Origin of the sequence: Marinilactibacillus kalidii, from assembly GCF_017599325.1 — a bacterium.
Taxonomy (GTDB): domain Bacteria; phylum Bacillota; class Bacilli; order Lactobacillales; family Carnobacteriaceae_A; genus Marinilactibacillus; species Marinilactibacillus kalidii.
Genome location: NZ_JAGFVM010000023.1, coordinates 50,824 through 72,644, shown reverse-complemented (window position 1 = coordinate 72,644; position 21,821 = coordinate 50,824). Strand labels below are relative to the sequence as shown.

The window sequence follows — 21,821 nt, the reverse complement described above, 5'->3', positions numbered from 1 at the left end:
ATAAACACCAACCTTTTACATTTCTATAACAAAGTGATAAAATATTAATTAAGAAAGCGTTATCTTTTTATATAAATAACAACTTTTCAGCTTACAAGATTTGCATTCGATAATTAATAGTATACAGAACGTTATTTTCAAGCTATAATCTATTTATGTACTTAAAGTAAGTAAAATAATCAAGGATTGGTTCAGCCAATTGAGGAGGGGTTGAAATGTTTAAAACCGAACGTAATAAACGACTATTCCATATTTTCAGCAATATATTTATCGCATTCTTCTGGGGATGGACACTCTTCATTCAATACCGAATTGAGTACCAAAGCTCACTTGAAATCAATTTTCAGCGGTTCTACATGCTAACACTCTGGATTTTCATTGCAACGACGCTCGGACGCATCGTTTATCATTTCATCAAGCTTAGAAAATACACTAAACGGAAAAAACAAGCTGCTTCCAAGCTAGCCTGATTTTATAGCACCCCTTCAATTGTATAAAGGGAGGGGTGTTTGCGTTAGATTCGTCTTCAATAAATCCATTATTCCTTTTCCTTCGAAGTATCTCCGAATCCTTGATCATGCTATTAAAAAAGCGCTCCGCCTGATGGGCTGAGCGCTTTTTTAGTCACTTGACTATGCGTTGACTACTCTTTCACTTACTGCTTTTCCTTCTTCTAAAAAGGCTTGTTTATTTTCTTCTGGAACCATTGACCCACCTGTCGCCCATGCAATATGTGTTGCTTGTGCTAACTTATCCGTGAGTTTTTGAGATTTAAGGTATCGTCTACCCGCTTCTGATTCTAGTAATCTATGTGGTCCAGCTAGTCCGGCAACTGCTGCTGGTTCTAGGAAAATGGCTTCTTTATCGTAAAGATTGAACAGTAGCTGACGGAAAACCTCATCTTTCAGGCTATAACCGGCACTAAAATAATTATGCATTAATTTCGCTACTAATCCCGATGTTCTCGGTACAGCTAAACCATCCGCCACTGTAATCCCACCAAGTCCGATTTCCTCAACTGAGATTTCATCATATAATTTAGAATCCAATCCCACAAGCATACTTGGCATCTTTGTCGGCTCTGCAAAAATACAGTGAACATTATCCCCGAAAGCTTGTTTCAAGCCAAAAGTTATCCCACTTGGTGATCCACCGATGCCACAAGGCAAGTAAACAAATAAAGGATGCTGTTCATCCACTTTGATCCCTTGCTTGTCTAATTGTTTCTTCATACGGTAGCCACCCACTGTGTAGCCTAAAAATAATTCTTCTGAGTGCTCATCGTCGACAAAGTAACTATTAGGATTCGCATTCGATTCCTCTCTACCTTGCTCAACAGCTTTTGAAAAGTTCGTATCATGCTCGATGACCTTGACACCTTTAGCACGTAAGTAATCTTTTTTCCATTGTTTGGCTTCTACAGACATATGAACGGTCACATTGAAGCCTAATTTACTGCCCATCGTGCCGACGCTAATACCCAAATTACCTGTTGTTCCAACAGCAATGTGGTAATTTGAGAAAAAGTCTTTAAATGACTCACTAGCAAAAATGGCATAATCTTCGTCAATATTAGCCAGCATACCTTGCTCTAAAGCGATCGTTTCTGCATGTTTCAAGACTTCATAGATAGCACCTCTAGCCTTGATCGTTCCAGAAATCGGTAATAGATCGTCTCTTTTCAACAACAATTTACCTTGAATCGTTTCTTGATTTACTTCGTTCAGCCAGTTTTTCATTGAAGTAATTTCCATCAATTCCGATTCAATAATGCCGTTCGTCTTTTGCGTTTCTGGAAACGCTACTTGAATATACGCAGCAAATCGCTGCCATCTTGCTTCTACATCTTCAATATCTTTCATCGAATACTTTGTGTGCCTATTTGCTTCTTCCGCCTTTAAGTACGCAGGGTTCTCCCAAAATACTTCTTTCCCTGCAGAAATTTCTTTTATCAAAGGACTTTGCTTTGTAAATTCTCCTATCTGTCCTTCTACCATATGATTCAACCCTTTCTTTTACATATTTTTTTACTAGTCTTACTCGTGTTCTCCTACTACATCAAAACCATTGTAGCATATTTTTTATTCTTCAAAAGCAATTCTTTGTTTTTGATTAAAAGTGTTTATAATGAATAATATTCTTATGTAAATCACCCTTTATACTTAAGAATTAACTTGTGTAGGCTATTCCAATAAAGAACCCTAAGATTTCTTTTTGTTCTCTATCGATTTTCACTTATGAAATCGTTATACTGGGCTTATTGATTATGATTGGAAAGAAGGTAAAGGTTTGGAAAGTTATCCAGTAGCAGATATCCTAGATGTCTGCGTCGAAGCCGGGCAAGTGATGCTCGAAAATGGTGCGGAGACGTATCGAGTAGAAGACACTTTGTATCGGATCGCTAAAAGTTATGACTTAGTCTACATTAATGTATTCGTCGTGCCGACCGCTTTGATTCTGACTGTACAAGGCAAAGATAAACAAGATCATACGGAACTATTACGCATGACTGATCGACAAACAAATCTTGAAAAAGTATCTAAAGTAAACGACTTATCGAGACAACTCACCCAGCAGCTACTATCTCCAGATGATGTGAAAAAGAAACTGAGTGAAATCAAACAGACCCCACGTAATTTCAATCAGTGGCAGCGAAATCTAGCCATCGCTTTTGCCTGTGGTTGTTTTCCTCTTTTATTTGAAGGTACTTATGAAGATATGCTCCCTTCTTTTATCGCTGGTGGTTTAGGTCACTTATTGTTTGATATTATCAATCGCTGGACGAATGTCAGCTTTTTCGCAGAGATGGTTGCTTCATTTTTTATCGGTTTATGCGCGGTATTTTTTACCTCTTTAGGCATTGGGAATGATTTGAATACCATTATTATCGGGAGTGTTATGTGCTTAGTTCCTGGTATGGCTATCACGAATAGCTTCAGAGATTTAATGGCCGGACACTTACTTGCAGGTGTAGCGGTCGTCGCAAAAGCTTTACTTACAGCCGGTGCAATTGGAATTGGGATTGCGATGGTGTTGACCTTTCTTTAAAGGTTCTCACTTCTCAAGATTCACGAATGTTAAGGAGAATGTTTCATGTTCGTACAATATTTAACTTATTTTATTGCTGCTTTTATTGCAACAGTCGGTTTTGGTATTTTATACAATGTTCCCAAAAGAACGATCTTAGCTTCCAGTCTCGCAGGTGCGACTGGCTGGATCGTCTATTATTATCTTTCTTTTCAGCTTGACCTTGATTTCTTCGTTGGTGCTGGTGCAGCAGCCTTTCTAGTGGCTAACTGCAGTCAATGGTTCGCTCGTTACTTCAGAATGCCCGTGATCGTATTTGCGATTCCTGGTATTATCCCGCTTGTCCCTGGTGGCTCTGCTTATAATATGATGCGGGCTTTTATTGAAGGACATTCTGATATGGCTTTTATGTATGCAACAGAAACCTTTTTGGTCTCTGGTGCGATCGCCTTAGGACTATCCGTCAATAGTGGACTTCTCCAAGTGCTTTCTTCTAGAAAATTGGGCAAACGAGAGAAACGTTATTTACCTTAAATCCTAAAAAAAGAAGAGCCTACCTACAGCGAACTCGGCTGCAGATAGGCTCTTTTTGATTGCTTTAAAATCCAATATATGGTGCGGGATTAGTGAATTGACCATTTTTACGCACTTCAAAATGTAAATGGACGCCTGTTGATACACCTGTCGTGCCCATTGTTCCAATTCGCTGTCCTTGCTGAACTGTTTGTCCAGAAGAAACAAGCAAGTTTGGTTGCAAATGTGCATACAACGTTTCGTAACCATTTCCGTGATTGATTTTGATATAGTAACCATAACTTGAACTATAACTTGAAATGGTTACTGTCCCACTAGCTGCCGCAATAATCGCGCCACTACCTGCGATATCAATGCCATTGTGCATCGTTTGTCTTCCTGTAACTGGGTGTTTTCTTACACCAAACGGAGAAGATACATAGCCATTGGCTGGACGAATGAATGGTGTTGAAGAAACAGGTTGTGTTGGTGTCTCTACAACTTCTTCAATAACTGGTTCAGGTTTCACTTCTGGCTTAGGTTTTGGTGCAGGTCTCACCGTTGGTTTTGACGATGTTTGCTTATCTTCGTTTTTATTCTCTTGATGATCGTTCTCTTTTTTAGTATCTGTTTTTGGCGAACTGCTTGTTTGTACTTCAGATTGTTTCGCAGCCACTACTTTTTCTTGTGCTACTACTGAAGCTTCTTTTTGTTCAGCTTCTTCTTGCTCTCTACGTGCTTGCGCTTCAGCCTCAGCTCGTTGTTCAGCTTCCGCTTCTTTTTCTGCTAATAACTGCTCGGCAATACGTTCTTCTTCTAACCGTTTTTCTTCTTCCAATCTTTGTTCCACAAGAATACGTTCGTTTTCACTATCGATTGCGCCGTCTACTTCTGACGACTGAATCGCTAGTGCATATTGTTCTTGTACAAAAGCTTCTTTTTCTTCTGAAGTCATGTTATACAATTCAACGACTTGGGTAATCTGTTCATCCAATTGCGTTTGTTGGGAAGCTAGTGTCGCTCTTGTCTGTTCCATTTCTTCAAGGTAATCCACAACAGCTTCTTTTTCAAATTGCATTTGAGCTTCAGCTTTCACGACCGCTTGCTGATCTCTAACCTGATCTGCCATAATCATTTGATTGGCAGAGACAAGTCGATTCACAATATTCAGATGCCCAATGACTTCTGAAAGATTATCTGCCGCAATAATCGTATTGATTATACTTCCAGTATTCCATTCTGTCTGTGTAGCTCTTGCTTGAACCTTTAATTTCTCATTTCTTTTATCAATTGCTCGATTTAATGTAACGATATCATCTTGGAGTGTTTCGATTTGAACGTTTGTATCTGCTAGCAGCAGACTTTGTTCCTCAAGCCCAGCTGTCAATTCCCCTATACTGATTTGCAAGCCTTGGATGTCTGATTCTAAATCTGCTCGTTGACTGTCTAATTCATTTAATGTTTCTTCTTGTTCCCCAATTGTACCTTCTACCTCATTTGAACGCTCTTCAATACTTTCCTTTTCTTTCTGCAATTCATCTAATCCGGTTTCTGCAGAAACGGTCTGCGTAAAAACCATACTTAAACTAGATAATAAGAGCGCAGTAATTGAGGCTTTTATAACTATTTTTTTCAATTAATCTCCCCCAACTCGTGTGAAACTAATCGCTGTTGTCCCACTTGTTTAAAGTATAAAGGAGTCCACCAGTGATTGGAAACGAATTCGTGCAATTCGATTATTACAGTTTGATGACTATAACAAACCGTACTCCCTATGACCTAAACAATCCCATTACACAGTCTTTTATCTACGCTTTGCTTTATCTCCAATATCTTTTCTGTAAACCAATTGCTTTGTATCGAGCTGCATTAGTTGGTTGTAAACCTTCCGCTGCGCATCTAAGATATCACTACCTTGCGCTTCAATCAAATAAACGCGTCCCCCATTCGAATAAAGTGCGTTAGCCATTTCTTTAACGCCCGCATAATAAACCGTCGTTTCTTCCATTTGTCCAACGTGGATCGGAATGTCAACTGCATAAGTTGCTGGATAGCCTTTAGCCGCTACAACAACGCCTAAATCTACCCCTGATTTTTTCCAGTTAATGTTCGGTTTCTTATCTTCTAGCAAATCAGTAATGACTTGAGCAAGATCTGATTCCAATCGATTCAAAACCACTTGTGTCTCAGGATCGCCAAATCGCGCGTTAAATTCAATCGTTTTTGGACCCGCATCCGTTGAAATGATACCCGCATAGAGTACACCAGTAAAAGGTGTCTGACTATCCGCCAGTCCTTTTGCCGCAGGTATCAAAATCTTTCTGATTGCTTCATCTACAATGGACGCAGAGATATGCGGTACAGGAGAGTAAGCACCCATCCCACCGGTGTTTGGTCCTTGATCATTTTCGAGGAGTCGCTTATGGTCTTGTGAAATCGGCATTGGATAGACCTCTTCTCCGTTCACAAAAGCCATTAAAGAAAATTCTTCTCCCACCAAGCATTCTTCAATCACAACTTGCGAAGCAGACTGACCAAATTTGTGGTCTTGCATCATTTCTTTTAAGGCTATCTGCGCTTCCAATACGGTTTGTGCAACAACAACGCCTTTACCAGAAGCAAGACCGTCTGCCTTTATAACGATTGGCGCACCTTGCTTCTCAACATAACGACAGGCATCTTGGTAATCACTAAAAACTTGATAAGCTGCCGTTGGGATTTGTTGTTGATCCATCAGTTCTTTTGCAAAAGCTTTTGAGGCTTCAATCAGCGTTGCCGCTTTAGAAGGGCCGAATACACGCAGCCCATTTTTGTGAAAATCATCTGCTAATCCATTAAATAGTGGAACCTCTGGACCGATAATCGTCCACTCAATCTCATGATCTACTGCAAACTGCATCAGCTTTTCATGATCCGTCAGTGAAATGTCCGCTGTAAAAATACCTTCTAAGGCCATTCCTGGGTTACCTGGAACACAATACACTTTTTCAGTTAAGGGGCTTTGATTCAATTTGCTGGCGATTGCATGTTCACGACCGCCGCTTCCAATCACAAGTAACTTCATTTACGATTCCTCTTTTCAAGAATTGTTATGTAAAAAAGGAAGAGCGTGTTCCTTCTCTTCCTTTTTCGAATATTAATGTCTAAAGTGACGCGTACCTGTCAAAACCATTGCAATCCCGTTTTCATCAGCTTTATCAATAGATGCTTGATCCTTGATACTGCCGCCAGGTTGGATGATCGCTTTGATACCATGTTCAGCTGCATAGGCTACGCTATCGTCCATTGGGAAGAAAGCATCACTTGCTAGAACAGCTCCGCTAGCTTGATCAGCGGCTTGTTCGATTGCAATTTTCACGGCGCCAACACGATTCATCTGTCCAGCACCGATGCCGAGCGTACGCTCGCGGTTACCCACAACAATGGCATTACTTTTCACATGCTTGACGACTTTCCAATTAAAAACCATTGCTTCCATTTGTTCAGCTGTTGGCTGCGTCTTGGTCACGACTTTCCATTCAGGTTGATCGACGTTATCAATCCAGTCTTGATCTTGCACCATTAAACCGCCAAGGACTGAAACAAGTTCTTTCCCTCCAGAAGCGGCTTCCGTAAAGTCTAATGCTAATAAGCGAATATTTTTCTTCGTACTTAAGCGTTCAAGTGCTTCTTTTGAAAAACTTGGTGCAATGACGATCTCTAAAAAGATTTTGTGTAGTTTTTCCGCTACCTCGAGTGAAACTTCTCTATTCAGCACGACGATACCACCAAATATAGAGATGCTATCTGCTTCATATGCACGGTCGAAGGCTTGTTCAATGGTTTCACCCGTACCAATTCCACAAGGATTCATGTGTTTGACAGCGACAGCTACAGGTTCTGTGAATTCTCTCGCCATGCGAATCGCTGCATCTGCATCTTTGATATTATTATAAGATAGTGCTTTCCCATGTAACTGTGTCGCTTTCGCGATTGAGTAAGCGCCCGCCATTGGGTCTTCATAGAAGACAGCTGACTGGTGACTGTTTTCACCATACCGCAAGGCTTGTTTTTTTGTGTACGTCACTGTCACAGATTCAGGGTCTTCTTCACCTGACAAGTCAGTTAAATAATCAGCGATCAGCGCATCATAACTTGCTGTATGACGGAAAACTTTCGCCGCCAACGCTTGTCTGGTCTCAAGAGTCGTTTCACCATTTTCCGCTATTTCTTCGATAACTTTTGTATAATCCGCTGCATCAACGACAACAGTGACTGCCGCAAAGTTTTTTGCTGCACTGCGCAACATACTTGGTCCACCAATATCGATTTGCTCAATGGCTTCTTCTGGTGTGACATCTGCTTTTGTAATCGTTTCTTTAAACGGATAAAGGTTCACACAGACATAATCGATTGGTGTGATATCATGTGCCGCCATCGCTTCCATGTGGCGATCAAGATCTCTGCGTCCTAACAATCCTCCGTGAATCAATGGATGTAACGTTTTAACACGCCCATCCATCATTTCTGGAAAACCAGTGACGGATTCAATCGAGATCGTCGAAACGCCTGCTTCTTCTAAAACCTTTTTAGTCCCACCTGTTGAAATGATTTCCACACCATTTTGAACCAATGCTTGTGCAAATGCTACAACATTTGTTTTATCTGATACGCTAATTAATGCTCGTTTCATGAATGTACCTGCTCCTTCTGCAACTTTTCAATATACGTTTGAATCACATACGGATACATCGAATGCTCAACTTTATGTACCTTCTCTTCCAGTGATGTCAACGTATCACCTGATTCTACCATGACTTTCTTTTGAGACAAAATAGGGCCTGTATCGATGCCTTGATCAACCAAATGAACGGTGACACCCGTTTCCTTTACACCTGCTGCAAAAGCGTCTAAAACAGCTTGTTTCCCCGGAAAAAACGGCAGTAATGATGGATGGATATTCAAGATACGATCGGGATACGCTCCTAGTAAAGTTTTTCCAACGATTCGCATATAACCAGCTAGTATAATCAAATCAATCTTCATTTCTTTCAGCACTCCAAGAACAGCTTGTTCAAATGTCATTTTATTCAAATACTGGTTGGGTTGAAGTAAACGCGCCTCAATCCCACTTGCTTCCGCTCTTTTAAGCACATACGCTTCGGGTTGATCGCAGATAAGTAAACAAAGTTCCGCATTGATTTTTCCGGATTGAATCGCTTTGGCAATCACTTCAAAATTTGATCCACTACCTGATGCAAAAATAGCTAGACGTGTTCTAACTTGTTTACTCAAAGATAATCGCCTCTTTAGCTTGCACTGATTTTTCTTGAACGACACCTATTCTTGCCGGTGTTTCTCCACATTCTCTTAACCTTTCCATTACGACTGCTACATGCTCCTCAGGTACCGCTAAGACCATACCGATACCCATATTGAAAATCTCATAACACTCATCAGCCGTTAGGTTGCCTTCCGTTTTCAGTAAATCAAAGATTGCTGGAATTGTCCATGTCCCTTTCTTGATCTTTATACCAAGATTTTCCGGCAACATTCTTGGAAGATTTTCAACAAATCCACCACCAGTAATATGGGAAACACCATGAATCAGTTCTGCTTTGATCAACGGTAAAACCGATGGTACGTAAATTCTAGTTGGTTCAAGTAAAACTTCTCCAAGCATCTGACCTGCCAATCCTTCCATTTTTGCATCCATTGTGTAATCGTTTTGCTGAAAAAAGATTTTGCGAACAAGTGAGTAGCCATTGGAATGGACGCCACTAGAAGGTAACCCAATCAATTGGTCGCCCGCTTTAACTTTTTCTGTTGTGAGTAGCTGTGATTTCTCCGCGACCCCTACACAAAACCCAGCAAGATCGTAAGCATTCTCTTCATACATATCTGGCATTTCAGCCGTTTCTCCACCAATCAACGCTGCGCCAGCCTGTACACAACCTTCAGAAACGCCGGCCACGATTTGCTCCATTCGTTCTGGAACAGTTTTTCCTGTCGCAATATAGTCTAAGAAATAAAGCGGTTCTGCGCCTTGTGCCAAGATATCATTCACACACATCGCTACACAGTCGATTCCGATCGTATCATGTTTACCTTGCTCGATTGCAAGCAACAATTTCGTACCGACACCATCCGTTCCAGAAACCAAGACAGGCTCTTTGACAGCAATCGCTGATAAGTCAAATGCTCCTCCGAAACCGCCTAAAGCGCCCATCACGCCTAATCGTTCTGTTCGTTTTGCATGTTTCTTGATTCTTTCGACCGTTTCGTAACCTGCTTCTACATCTACTCCGGCGTTGGCATAAGCATTTCCCATCTAAGTGAACCTCCTGATTATGTGTGTAATAATGGATCTCGTTCATTGATTTTTTCTAATGTATGCAGATAATCAATTTCGTAGTCATAAAGCGCTGTTGGGTAATCCCCTGTAAAGTAAGCCATACAAAGACCATTGTGTGGTGCATCGAATTGTAGGCCGATCGAATCAACGGTGCCATCGATACTTAAAAAGGACAGACTATCTGCACCAATGACTTCTCTGATTTCATCAACAGAGTGATCTGCTGCAATCAGTTCTTTCTGATTTTGGATATCAATACCGTAAAAACAAGGGTATTTTAGTGGTGGTGAAGAGATTCTTACATGAACTTCCGCAGCACCTGCATCTTTCAGTAATTGAACGATACGTTTACTCGTTGTACCGCGCACGATCGAGTCGTCGACCATGATGACTTTTTTCCCCGCAACAACTCCCCTGACGGCAGAGAGTTTCATTCGTACCCCTTGTTCACGCAACGCTTGCGTAGGTTGGATAAACGTTCTTGCCACATACTGATTCTTGACAAGGCCCATCTCGTAAGGAATGCCACTTTCTTCTGCATAACCACTTGCGGCTGACAAGGAAGAATTCGGCACACCAATTACCATGTCCGCATCGACTGGTGATTCTTGCGCTAGTTTTCTACCCATATTTTTTCGCGCTGTATGCACGTTGACGCCTGCAATATCTGAATCAGGTCGTGCAAAATAGATATATTCCATCGAACAGATCTGTAATAACGTATCTTCTGTATACTTTTCAATTTGGTAGCCTTCATCGTTTACAATGACCATTTCCCCTGGCTCTACCGAGCGAATGAACGTAGCGCCGACCACGTCTAATGCACAAGTTTCGCTTGCAAGAACATATGCGCCATTTTCCATCTGACCGATTGAAAGGGGTCTGAATCCATTCGGGTCAAGCGCGCCGATCATTGCATTTGGTGTCATCATCAAGTATGCAAAGGCACCTTTAATGACGTTTAAACTTTCCTTGATTCTTTCTAATAGTGTGGGCTGTTTGCTACGACGAATCAGGTGCATCAAAACTTCAGTATCTGAATTAGAATGAAAGATCGCGCCTTCTTCTTCTAGTTCTTTTCTAAGCGTTGTTGCGTTTATGAGATTGCCGTTATGTGCTAGCGCGATTTCTTCATCGTGAAATTTGAAGAGGAAGGGTTGGATATTTAAGATACTATTACTGCCAGCTGTGCTGTATCTGACATGGCCAATCGCTGCTTCTCCGACTAATCTGGCTAATTCTCTTTCGTCTTTGAAAACATCTGATAGTAGACCGAGGTCTCGATGTCCTTTTAATCGTCCATGATGATTTGAGACGATACCGGCACCTTCTTGTCCACGATGCTGTAAGCTGTGTAGACCAAAATAATTTAAGCTAGCTGCATCTGGATGTCCCCAGACGCCAAAAATGCCACATTCTTCGTTTAAACTTTTGATTTCAGCAACCACGGAATCGCGCCCTCCCATACTGTTTTCAATTCATTGATGTCACCTGTTACTTGTTGATCTTGCGTTTTTATCCTAACGGTTGGTGTATCGGTTACTTCACCGATGTTCACCGCATCTCCGTTGAATAATGCTAAGACATTTTCTACCTGTTCAGGTTTTACAGATAAAATAAATCGAGAAGGTGATTCGGAGAATAGCCATTCTTTAGGCATATCGACTGCTACATCTAGACCGAAACTTTCTTTAAAAGCTGATTCAACCAGGGCAACGCCTAGTCCACCCTCTGAGAGATCATGTGCGCTTTGTATCCAGCCTTGGCGAATCGCTTCTAGTACCTTGTCTTGAATCGTTTTTTCTTTTTGAATATCAAAATCGAATAAGTTGCCCTCGATTTTCCCTAATTGTAACTTCTGCAACTCTGTTCCATTGAAGTCCGGTTTTGTTTGACCAACTAGAATGATACGATCTCCTAATTGTTTGAAATCGGACGTAGTCACATGAGCAAGGTCTTTTACTAAACCGACCATCCCAATCATTGGCGTTGGATAAATGGCTTCTCCATTGGTTTCATTATATAGCGAAACATTTCCCGAGATAACGGGTGTACCCAATGTCTCGCAAGCCGTTGCAATCCCATCAGCGGATGTCCATAATTCCCAGAACACTTCTGGTTTATCTGGGTTTCCGTAATTCAGACAATCTGTAATAGCTAAAGGCTGACCACCACTGGCCACAATATTTCTAGCTGCTTCTGCAACTGCCATTTGACCACCAACTTCTGGATTTAAATATAAATAGCGCGCGTTACAGTCTGTTGTCATGGCTAAAGCTTTTTGTGTGCCACGAATGCGAAGGACAGCTGCATCACTTCCTGGTCCAACAACTGTGTTCGTCCGAACCATCGAATCATAGGTCTCGAATATCGATTTTTTTGAGGCAATCGTCGGTTGTTGCAAAAGCTGCTTTAAGGTTTCACTAGCATCTGTGATGGTTGGATAAAAATCAGCCATCTCTTTGTAACGTTGGATTCTTTCTGGTTCACTGTAAGGCTTGTTGTAGACAGGTGCTTCTTCTGCTAGCGCATCTACAGGCAGGTCTGCTACTTTTACGCCATGGTGGTATAAACGATATTGCCCATCATCTGTAACGTGTCCAATGTTAACGGCATCTAAGTCATACTTAGAGAATAATGCTTGCACACGTTCTTCGGAACCTTTTGTTATGCAAATCAGCATACGTTCTTGAGATTCTGATAACATCATTTCGTATGGCGTCATATGTGTTTCTCTTTGTGGAACATCATCAAGATTCAAGACCATTCCACTTCCCGCTTTAGAAGCCATTTCAGAACTAGAAGAAACCAGCCCCGCTGCGCCCATGTCCTGAATCCCAACGAGAATGTCTTGATGGTCTTGAATCAATTCTAGACAAGCTTCCATCAATAGTTTTTCCATGAAGGGATCACCGACTTGAACTGCCGAACGTTCCGACTCTTCTTCGTCGCTGAATTCAACTGACGCAAAAGTAGCACCATGAATGCCATCGCGACCAGTTTTTGCACCAACATACATGATCGTATTACCGACCCCTTTAGCCTGACCTTTTTGAATATCTTTGTGATCGATCAATCCAACACACATTGCGTTCACGAGCGGGTTTCCTCTATAGACTGGATCAAAAGCAATTTCGCCACCAACTGTTGGGATACCGATACAGTTCCCGTAGCCACCAATCCCAGCCACAACCTCTTCTAATAAGTATTTTGTTCGTTCATTATCGAGTTCTCCAAACCTTAACGAGTCCAACATCGCGATTGGACGAGCGCCCATACTGAATATATCTCGAATAATACCGCCCACTCCTGTCGCAGCACCTTCGTACGGTTCAACTGCGGAAGGGTGATTATGACTTTCTGCTTTAAAAACGACCGCCTGACCGTCGCCAATATCAACGATTCCTGCACCCTCACCAGGCCCTTGTAAAACTTGTGGACCATCTGTAGGAAATTTACGTAGAACAGGTTTAGAATTTTTATAAGAGCAATGTTCACTCCACATAACAGAGAACAAGCCGGTTTCTGTGTAATTAGGTAAACGACCCAATATATCTTCCGAGATCATTCGAAATTCTTCGTCCGTCAAACCCCATTCTGCGTAGATTTTTTGATCTTTGATCATTTCAGCTGTTGGTTCTTGGATGGTTTTCATACGCTCGTGGTCTCCTTTGCAAAGTTCTGTACCATGGATTGGAAAAAGCGCAAGCCATCTTCCGAGCCAAGCAATAACTCAATCGCCCGTTCTGGATGCGGCATCATGCCTAATACATTTCCTTTTTCGTTGATGATACCGGCAATATTGGCTATAGAGCCATTTGGATTTTCATCAGCATAGGTGAAGACGATCTGTTTATTTTCTTTCAGCACTTGGAGCGTTTCTGAATCGCAGTAGTAGCTCCCTTCACCGTGAGCCACAGGAATCGTCAATCGTTCGCCTTGTTCATACAAAGTCGTAAACGACGTTTGGTTATTCTCAACGTTCAACTCGACATTTTTACAAATAAAATGCAAATCCTTGTTTCGCTGAAGCGCGCCTAGCAACAAACCTGCTTCTACTAAAATTTGGAATCCGTTGCACGTTCCAAACACTGGCTTTCCTTCTTCAGCGAATCGAATGACTTCACTCATTATATTAGAGAAACGAGAAATAGCGCCACTTCTCAAATAATCCCCATACGAAAAACCACCTGGCAGTAAAACACCATCGAATCCTTCTAAACTACTTTCTGTATGTGCTACATAGGCTGCTTCTTCTCCAGTCCCGTCCTTAATCGCATGTAACAAGTCCACATCACAATTGGATCCAGGAAATTGAATAACCGCAAAACGCATCGTTATACCGTCTCCTTTACTGCTTCAATCTCACAACGATAAGATTCCATGACGACATTTGCGAGTAACTGATCGCATATCGTTTCGATCGTGTCTTCAATCGCACGATCTTCTTGACGAGAAACTTTGATCTCAAAGTATTTTCCCATTCTAATATCTTCGATTTCATCAAACCCCATGCGATGAACGGCACCCCGAATAGCTTCTCCTTGAGGATCGAGAATGGATTCTTTATAAGTAACATAAACTTTTACGTTATACATACGTTTCGTTCTCCTTTTATCGTTGTTTTAGTCGCTTCAATATTTCTTCATATAAAGGAATAATGTCTCCGAGATCATTTCTAAAAATATCTTTATCCAGGCTATCGTTCGTGTTTGCATCCCATAATCGACAAGTGTCCGGTGAGATTTCATCTGCTAAAACAATCGTCTCGTCTTCTGTTTTTCCAAATTCCAATTTAAAATCGACTAATCGAATATCTAGTGATGCAAACAACTCAGTGAGTGCACGATTGATTAACAAGGCTTGACGACTGATTTCTGCAAGCTCCTCTTGAGTTGCTAAATCCAGTATTTTTATATGATCTTCGTTAATGATAGGATCATCAAGTGCGTCTTCTTTCAAGTAGTATTCAACTAAAGGGAAAGGAAGAACCCTCCCTTTTTCGATTCCTAACCGTTTCGAGAAACTCCCAGCAGCAATGTTTCGAACGACTACTTCTAATTTAAACATGTCCACTTTTTGAATAAGCTGTTCTGTTTCAGAAAGCTGTTTAACAAAGTGACTATTGATTCCTTCTTCTTTCAATGCATCGAACAGTTCACTCGTAATTTGATTATTCAACTTTCCTTTTCCAGCAATCATTTCTTTTTTGGCACCATTACCAGCAGTTGCCTGGTTCTTGTAAACGACCCATAAAAGAGAAGGATCACTTGTCTCGTAAAGTGCTTTCGCTTTTCCTTCGTACAACAATGCTTTTTTTTTCACCAAATATGCCTCCATCTCAAAAACGCTTATAACCGAACATTCCAGTTGATTAAATCCGTAATGTTATTATCTAAATTCATCATAAGTCGTAGTCAGAATTGAGTCAACCTTTATCGGTACATTCACATCTTAAATATCTTTATTGTTCGTATTTGCATTCTGTTTAATTGAAATACTAACCATCTAAATATAAAAAACCTATTAAAACGAACAATACTGCTAATACCTATTACTTTTATAATAGGTCGACCATAATTGTTATTGTATTTCATCAGAGAGGTTGATATAGTATAGTTACTTACTTTTAGGAAGAAGCGTGGGAACATGATAAAAATAGAAGTCTGGTCAGATTATGTCTGTCCATTTTGTTATATTGGAAAACGAGAACTTGAAAAAGCCATTAAAGAAACAGGCTTAAGCGGACAAGTAGACGTACAATTCAAAGCATATGAACTAGATCCAACAACCTCTCTAACAGATGATCAACCTGTCAAAGAGAGCTTGATGAAGAAAAAAGGAATGAACGATCAACAAGTTGAAGAAATGTTTAGCGCCGTAACCGAACGTGCACAAAGCGTGGGCTTAACGTATGATTTTTCTAAAATGATCAATGCAAATACTAAAAAAGCCCATCGATTGGCAAAATTTGCGGAGGAAAAGGGTAAAGGTCCTGAAATAGACGAAGCTTTATTAGCGGCGCATTTTTCAGACAATCGTGCTTTAAATGAAGACACGGTCTTGTTAGACGTAGCTGAACAAGTTGGCTTATCTCGCGAAGAGGCACAAGCAGTGCTCTCAAGCGATCGCTATGCAGATGCGGTTTCTCAAGATATTCAAGAAGCACAAGCTATCGGCGTTCAAGGCGTTCCATTCTTTGTACTCGAACGTAAATATGCTATCTCTGGTGCTCAACCACAAGAACTTTTCCAACAAACCCTACAAACAGTAGCGGATGAATTAGGGATTAAGCCTAGTTTACAAATACTCGGCGACACCAACACTGGTATCTGCGAAGATGGCAGCTGTTCAATTTAACGCTACCTTTAAAAAGCACAAGCATCATGACTGAATTTATTCAGTATGATACTTGTGCTTTTTTGTGATTACTTTCAATTACATCATTGATACACTCAGCTGCGAGCAGTCTATAAAGTATGATCTCCATTTAGTTTATGATTTGAATCAACTGTTTACGTTTGTTTTACGGCCATACGCTACTATTTATAGGTGAGATTATTTAAGTTACTACATAAGTAAAACGCTTCGTGTTTATTCAATTTAAATTAGTAGAAAGGCGGTCCACGATGTATAAGCACCTCGTTCCCCCTATTTATAAAAAGCAAAATCCCTTTCAATGGATTAATTATGCCATCTACACACATGCTTCATTTGCTATTGTCAAAATAGTCATTAGCATTGCGACACTTTCATTATTTTTATTTATCCACGCCTTCTATAATTTAATGCTGGCTATAGCGAAATCTACTATTTCCAAAACAAATTCAAATCGTGATCGGGGAATAATAGATGAAAGAAAAGTATATAAATCAACGGCCATCCTTATCTTGGTCATTAGTATCGTTTATAGTCTGTACTGTAAAAGAATCTTTTTAACTACCTATGAACTGACCACTTATCCCATGATCCTCAGCATCGGCATTGCGCTCTTTGCTTTTATTGAACTCACTCTAGCAATGATCGGCATTATCGTTGCTAGGAAAAAGGCTAATCTCTTAATTGAATCTTTAAAAATGATTAATCTAACTTCCTCTTTGATCTCCTTGCACTTAACACAAACAGCCATTATGTCCTTTGCTAGTGCCAGCGACTCTGTCAATACAGTTCGCCTCATCGGCTATGGCGGATATTTCATGAGTTTTATTATTTTCTTAGTAAGTTTGTTGATGTTGTTGCGAACAACGAAATTATTTCAAATGAAGTGACGAAAAATCATCAGCTAGCCTTAGGAAATGTTTACATTAGTTTTACTTGTCTTCACCTTGACTTTACCTTTAGCCTCTATACTCGTAAGTAAGCAAGACATAACAACTTGGTCATATTGAATAACAAGTCTTTGGGAACGAATGCGTTATCACTATACCCGGAAGTTATGTCGGCAAATAAAATCACTATACAGGAGAAAGAGGAGATTATATTATGAGTCAAATAGCCACAGATAAAGCAGAGAAAACCCTTGAACAAAGAATCGAAGAAAGATTACTCAATGGATTTAAGAATTGGAATGGCGGGTATGATGGTTGGCTAGAATGGTGCAATAAACTTTATGAACCAGATGCTCATTATAATGTGTATGGGAAAAGAATGACCTTGCAGGAATACAAAGATATGATGGGAGAGTTATTCGAGCACTATACGATGGATTTAGGCGAATTCGATAATATGCTCATCAAAGATGACTGGTGTGCCATTCGCTATACTGTTACCATTAAAAACATCCACACGGGTGAAGCTACTACTCAACACACGATGGAATTTGTAAACTTTAAAGATAATGACAATACCGAAGGTGCACGTGTTGTAGAAGGCTGGGCTTTATCTGATAGTCCATTGTCTACGCAACATTAAACAGGCTGCTCGCTTTATAATTCTCAGCAGCAATCAGTAAACACTATAAGAAAATGCAAAAAAACTTTATTTAATATAAAAAGCGCTCGTCGAGTATATAACATTACTAGACGGGCGCTCTTTACATGTGCATCAATTCTTCGTCATACATCCCTTACCACTTATCTCCCAATAAACCTAGTCTTCCCTTTCCCTCCTCAATGAGTGTTTCAAAACTATCTATCATGGCTAAATAGTTGATCAAATCCAATGATTCATTTGTACTATCACTAGCTGTGATTCCTCTTAAAAAAGTATAATCGTAGTCGAATAACAAACTACCGGATTCTACCAGGTCTAGCTTCTCGTCAAAAACAATCAGCATCGTTGGTTGCTCAAAATACAGCTGAAACATACTTTCACCAAATGTACTGAATTCATCATAGTACAATCGACTTTTTCCATTATGTAGCACTTTATAAAACTGTAGAGTGATTTTTTCTCCTCTATAAGTTGGCATGTGCCTACAATTTTGTTCAAGAATCGTTAAATGAATTTTTGCAATACGATTCATTGGGTAAGCTTCTATGTCTACTAATTTTTTGACTACTGCTAGAGGGGCTGTTTTAGTTTCTACATCGTTTATTCGGTCTTTATATTTTTTCATCAATTCTTCTACTTGCTTGTCTTTTACTGGATTCCCTGGAGAAATAACCCCGTAAAAAGTATCATTCATCTACATTCTCCTTTATTAATGAAACAACTCTTTTTCTTTTTGCTCCACCAATTTTCTATTATCTTCTCAAATATAATTAACAAATCCTTGCATATGTATCAGTAAAGAACGATTAAGATATAGTACATCTATTTAAGTTAAAAAATACATTAAATACTTTAATCACTCAAGCACTTTTTCCCGATTCCTAAAGCAATTAGATTAGACCAGAAAATCTATTCATGATAAATTCACATTGTATTTCCACTAGATATGGTGCAAAAAAAAGAGAGTGGAACTTTTATAGTGACCCCAAAAAGTTAGACTTTTTCAGAGCAGATATTCTGCTCTGTTTTTTTATGCTGTTTTACACTCATTTGCATGAGTTCGCCGATATTCGATTGGACTTAACCAATTCAATCGTTCTTTCATACGTTCTTCATTGTAGTAAGTAATGAAAGATTCAATCGCCATTTTTAACTCACTAAAACTTTTGAATATCTTTCCGTAATACATTTCTTGTTTTAAAATACTGAAAAAATTTTCTATTGGACTATTATCTAAACAGTTGCCTTTTCGAGACATACTTTGAAAAATACTATGCATTTTCAGTTCTCGACTGTAAGCTTTCATTTGATAGGCCCATCCTTGATCAGAGTGGAAGGTTCTCCTGTAAGGGCAACTATTCGTTGCCTTAATGGCTTCTTGAAGAGCTTCCATAATACTTTCTCCATTGGGTTGTTTCGTTATTTTGTAGCTCACAATCTCTTGATTAAATAAATCCATAAAAGGATCTAAATACAATTTTTTAATTTGTAATTGGCCAGAAACATTCTTTTCATAGTATTTGAATTCTGATGTATCCGTTGTAATCTTTTGATAAGGAATAGGGGTGGTAAACCGTCGGTTCACTTTGTTTGGGGCAATGTGACCAACTTTCCCTTTGTAGGAGCTATACTTACGTGACTTACGTGTAAATGAAGTCACACAAATCTCTAACTCCTTCATCAATCGTTGGATCTTCTTATGGTTCACGATTGTCCCTTTTCTAGCTAATTCTTTTTGGATACGGCGGTAGCCATAATTCTCATGTTTCTCTCTTATAGAAAGCAATTGATCTTTTAATACTTTATCTGGATCTTCTCTATTAAATCTTTTCTGCCAATACATATAGGTAGATTTAGGAAAATCAATGACCGATAGAATCTCTTTTAATTTAAATCTTCCTCGGAGGAAGTGGACGATCCGTGCGAGTTGTTCGCTCGTTTTTGAGATTCCACGTTCCGCAACCTCCTGAGTTCTTTTAAAAAGGCATTTTCAATTTCCAATTCTCGTATGCGTTTCGCTTGAACTTTCTCACGGTCAGTAAGCAGAGATTGGTCTTTAGAAACTTTAGGTCTCTTCGGTTGTCTTTTCTCTTTAGACATTTCAGACGGACGTCCTCTCGATTTAGTTGAAAGTCCATCAATCCCTTCTTCACGATACTTGATTACCTAATTGGTAAGTATAGAAGGATTATTCATGTTTAGCTGTCCAGCTAACTCTTGATAGGACAATTCAGTAGTTAAATACAATTCTACCGCATTTAATTTAAATTCACTAGTATAATTGATCTTTTTTCGGCTTCTATAGAGTCCTTCTTCTCCAAAATTTTTATAGGCGGTTATCCATTTTCTAACCGTTGATTCAGCTGGAACGCCATATTTTTTCGCTAAATAAGGGGTTCCTCCTTCGCCTTTAAGATATGCTTTTACTATCTCATGTTTAAGTTCAAAACTATATATTGCCATAAAAAAATACCCCCAGAAGTTAGATTTTAGGTCTAACTTCTGGGGGTCGGCTCATTTTGCTCCACCCTTTATTTAGTTGTTTACGCCAAATCTTCACCATTTGATTCAATCACTTTCTTGTACCAGAAGAATGAATCTTTTCTTGAGCGATTCAATGTCCCATTGCCAAAGTCATCTTGATCGACATAGACAAAGCCATAACGCTTAGCCATTTCACTGGTTGAAGCACTGACCAAGTCAATACAGCCCCAGCTTGTATATCCTAATAAATCTACACCATCTTTAACAGCTTCTCTCATCTGTTCAATGTGTTTTCTCAAGTAATCAATGCGGTAGTCATCGTGAATACTACCATCTTCTTCTACTTTATCGTACGCACCTAAACCATTTTCAACAATAAATAATGGTTTTTGATAACGTGAATACATATCATTTAATGTATAACGTAATCCAATCGGGTCGATTTGCCATCCCCAGTCAGAAGTTTCTAGATAGTTATTTTTCACGCCACCAAATAGATTTCCGCCAACGCTATCATCGCTCTCTTTTGAACTAACCGATAATGACATATAGTAACTGAAAGAAATAAAGTCAACTGTATAAGCTTTTAATATTTCGTCATCTCCGCGCTCTTTTTTGATTTGAATATTGTTCTCATCAAAGTAGCGTTCCATGTAGCTTGGATATTCTCCACGAGCGTGTACATCTGTAAAGAATAAGTTCAGTTGATTTTCATGCTGTGCTAGTAAAACATCTTCTGGATTATTTGTTTCTGGATAGAAAGTCGAACGTGCTAGCATACAACCAATTTGGAATTCAGGGTTGATTTCACGCGCAATTTTAGTCGTTAAAGCACTCGCAACAAATTGATGATGTGCCGCTTGATAACTAAGTTGCATTGGATTCTCAGCATCTTCAGTTAATACGCCTGCCCCGGTATACGGGCTCATTGTGACAATGTTGATTTCATTAAATGTTAGCCAGTAAGTGACTTTATCTTTGTAGCGTTTGAATACTGTTTCTGCATAGTTCAAGAAAAAGTCTACAACTTTTCTATCTGTCCAACCATTATATTTTAATGTTAGGTTTAACGGTGTTTCATAGTGAGAAAGTGTAACCAACGGTTCGATACCGTATTTTTGACATTCATCAAAGACTTTATCGTAAAATGATAGCCCTTCTTCATTCGGTTCTTGGTCATCACCATTCGGGAAAATTCTTGCCCAGTTAATAGATAGTCTAAATACTTTGAAGCCCATTTCAGCTAGTAATGCAATGTCTTCTGCATATCTATGATAGAAATCTGTACCAAAGCGTTTCGGGAATGTTGCATCTGATTGACCATCCAAAATCGCTTCGATTTCTTTTTTGGTTACATCTAATGCATGTCCACCTGTACGTTCTTCTTTAGGTACAAATTTAACCATATCGGCAGTAGACAAGCCTTTTCCGCCTTCGTTATAAGCGCCCTCGTATTGGTTGGCCGCAGTTGCGCCACCCCATAGAAAATCTTTCTTGAATCCTTTGACTGACAAATTAACTCCACCTTTCA

Annotated in this window: 19 protein-coding genes and 1 pseudogene; 6 read left to right on the top strand and 14 right to left on the bottom strand. The window is 39.7% G+C overall.

Going from position 1 to position 21,821, the window contains the following annotated elements:
- Positions 1–215 precede the first annotated feature (215 nt).
- Positions 216–470, top strand: coding sequence for a hypothetical protein (locus J5J05_RS05005; RefSeq protein ID WP_208559571.1), 255 nt, complete (start codon positions 216–218; stop codon positions 468–470).
- Between the two features lie 162 nt (positions 471–632).
- Here J5J05_RS05005 and J5J05_RS05000 read toward each other — a convergent pair whose 3' ends face one another.
- Positions 633–1,997 carry a D-serine ammonia-lyase gene (locus tag J5J05_RS05000; RefSeq protein ID WP_208559570.1) on the bottom strand — a complete coding sequence of 455 codons (1,365 nt, stop codon included), beginning with the start codon at positions 1,995–1,997 and terminating at the stop codon, positions 633–635.
- Between the two features lie 292 nt (positions 1,998–2,289).
- Between J5J05_RS05000 and J5J05_RS04995 the strand changes: the two genes are divergently transcribed.
- Together J5J05_RS04995 and J5J05_RS04990 are read left to right on the top strand one after the other, a co-directional pair.
- The gene (locus J5J05_RS04995; RefSeq protein WP_244244622.1) at positions 2,290–3,048 is read left to right on the top strand and encodes a threonine/serine exporter family protein; all 759 of its coding nucleotides are present in this window, start codon (positions 2,290–2,292) and stop codon (positions 3,046–3,048) included.
- A gap of 45 nt (positions 3,049–3,093) precedes the next feature.
- Positions 3,094–3,561 (top strand): threonine/serine exporter family protein, encoded by a 468-nt coding sequence (locus J5J05_RS04990; RefSeq protein WP_208559569.1) that lies wholly within the window; start codon positions 3,094–3,096, stop codon positions 3,559–3,561.
- Positions 3,562–3,625: 64 nt separating this feature from the next.
- Here the strand turns inward: J5J05_RS04990 and J5J05_RS04985 are convergent, their stop codons facing one another.
- The 10 genes from J5J05_RS04985 to purC all read right to left on the bottom strand — a co-directional run bounded on the left by J5J05_RS04985 (position 3,626) and on the right by purC (position 15,199).
- Complete coding sequence (locus J5J05_RS04985) at positions 3,626–5,176, bottom strand: peptidoglycan DD-metalloendopeptidase family protein (protein ID WP_208559568.1); 1,551 nt, start codon at positions 5,174–5,176, stop codon at positions 3,626–3,628.
- Between the two features lie 168 nt (positions 5,177–5,344).
- Positions 5,345–6,604, bottom strand: coding sequence for a phosphoribosylamine--glycine ligase (purD, locus tag J5J05_RS04980; protein ID WP_208559567.1), 1,260 nt, complete (start codon positions 6,602–6,604; stop codon positions 5,345–5,347).
- A 72-nt stretch (positions 6,605–6,676) separates the two neighbouring features.
- On the bottom strand, positions 6,677–8,212 hold the full coding sequence (gene purH / locus J5J05_RS04975; RefSeq protein ID WP_208559566.1) for a bifunctional phosphoribosylaminoimidazolecarboxamide formyltransferase/IMP cyclohydrolase: 1,536 nt from the start codon (positions 8,210–8,212) through the stop codon (positions 6,677–6,679).
- Positions 8,209–8,814, bottom strand: a complete 606-nt coding sequence (purN, locus tag J5J05_RS04970; protein WP_208559565.1) for a phosphoribosylglycinamide formyltransferase — start codon at positions 8,812–8,814, stop codon at positions 8,209–8,211. Before purN ends, purH begins: the two co-directional genes overlap by 4 nt.
- Positions 8,807–9,850, bottom strand: a complete 1,044-nt coding sequence (gene purM / locus J5J05_RS04965) for a phosphoribosylformylglycinamidine cyclo-ligase (protein ID WP_208559564.1) — start codon at positions 9,848–9,850, stop codon at positions 8,807–8,809. The genes purN and purM overlap by 8 nt, the downstream gene beginning before the upstream one ends.
- A gap of 17 nt (positions 9,851–9,867) precedes the next feature.
- Positions 9,868–11,322 (bottom strand): amidophosphoribosyltransferase, encoded by a 1,455-nt coding sequence (gene purF / locus J5J05_RS04960; RefSeq protein WP_208559563.1) that lies wholly within the window; start codon positions 11,320–11,322, stop codon positions 9,868–9,870.
- Positions 11,298–13,529: a phosphoribosylformylglycinamidine synthase subunit PurL gene (gene purL, locus J5J05_RS04955; protein ID WP_208559562.1), complete on the bottom strand. Its 2,232-nt coding sequence runs from the start codon at positions 13,527–13,529 to the stop codon at positions 11,298–11,300. Before purL ends, purF begins: the two co-directional genes overlap by 25 nt.
- The gene (gene purQ, locus J5J05_RS04950) at positions 13,526–14,209 is read right to left on the bottom strand and encodes a phosphoribosylformylglycinamidine synthase subunit PurQ (protein WP_208559561.1); all 684 of its coding nucleotides are present in this window, start codon (positions 14,207–14,209) and stop codon (positions 13,526–13,528) included. Before purQ ends, purL begins: the two co-directional genes overlap by 4 nt.
- Before the next feature lie 2 nt (positions 14,210–14,211).
- Positions 14,212–14,472, bottom strand: coding sequence for a phosphoribosylformylglycinamidine synthase subunit PurS (gene purS / locus J5J05_RS04945; RefSeq protein ID WP_208559560.1), 261 nt, complete (start codon positions 14,470–14,472; stop codon positions 14,212–14,214).
- A 16-nt stretch (positions 14,473–14,488) separates the two neighbouring features.
- Positions 14,489–15,199, bottom strand: coding sequence for a phosphoribosylaminoimidazolesuccinocarboxamide synthase (purC, locus tag J5J05_RS04940; protein ID WP_208559559.1), 711 nt, complete (start codon positions 15,197–15,199; stop codon positions 14,489–14,491).
- Between the two features lie 324 nt (positions 15,200–15,523).
- Between purC and J5J05_RS04935 the strand changes: the two genes are divergently transcribed.
- From J5J05_RS04935 to J5J05_RS04925, 3 genes are all read left to right on the top strand, one after another.
- Positions 15,524–16,234 (top strand): DsbA family oxidoreductase, encoded by a 711-nt coding sequence (locus tag J5J05_RS04935; RefSeq protein WP_208559558.1) that lies wholly within the window; start codon positions 15,524–15,526, stop codon positions 16,232–16,234.
- A gap of 269 nt (positions 16,235–16,503) precedes the next feature.
- Complete coding sequence (locus tag J5J05_RS04930) at positions 16,504–17,142, top strand: hypothetical protein (RefSeq protein ID WP_208559557.1); 639 nt, start codon at positions 16,504–16,506, stop codon at positions 17,140–17,142.
- A 214-nt stretch (positions 17,143–17,356) separates the two neighbouring features.
- Positions 17,357–17,785: a nuclear transport factor 2 family protein gene (locus J5J05_RS04925; RefSeq protein ID WP_208559556.1), complete on the top strand. Its 429-nt coding sequence runs from the start codon at positions 17,357–17,359 to the stop codon at positions 17,783–17,785.
- A 154-nt stretch (positions 17,786–17,939) separates the two neighbouring features.
- Here the strand turns inward: J5J05_RS04925 and J5J05_RS04920 are convergent, their stop codons facing one another.
- From J5J05_RS04920 to ascB, 3 genes and pseudogenes are all read right to left on the bottom strand, one after another.
- The gene (locus J5J05_RS04920; protein WP_208559555.1) at positions 17,940–18,500 is read right to left on the bottom strand and encodes a hypothetical protein; all 561 of its coding nucleotides are present in this window, start codon (positions 18,498–18,500) and stop codon (positions 17,940–17,942) included.
- A gap of 336 nt (positions 18,501–18,836) precedes the next feature.
- Positions 18,837–20,269: pseudogene (locus J5J05_RS04915) on the bottom strand (IS3 family transposase).
- An 80-nt stretch (positions 20,270–20,349) separates the two neighbouring features.
- Positions 20,350–21,804, bottom strand: coding sequence for a 6-phospho-beta-glucosidase (gene ascB / locus J5J05_RS04910; protein WP_208559554.1), 1,455 nt, complete (start codon positions 21,802–21,804; stop codon positions 20,350–20,352).
- Positions 21,805–21,821: the final 17 nt, after the last annotated feature.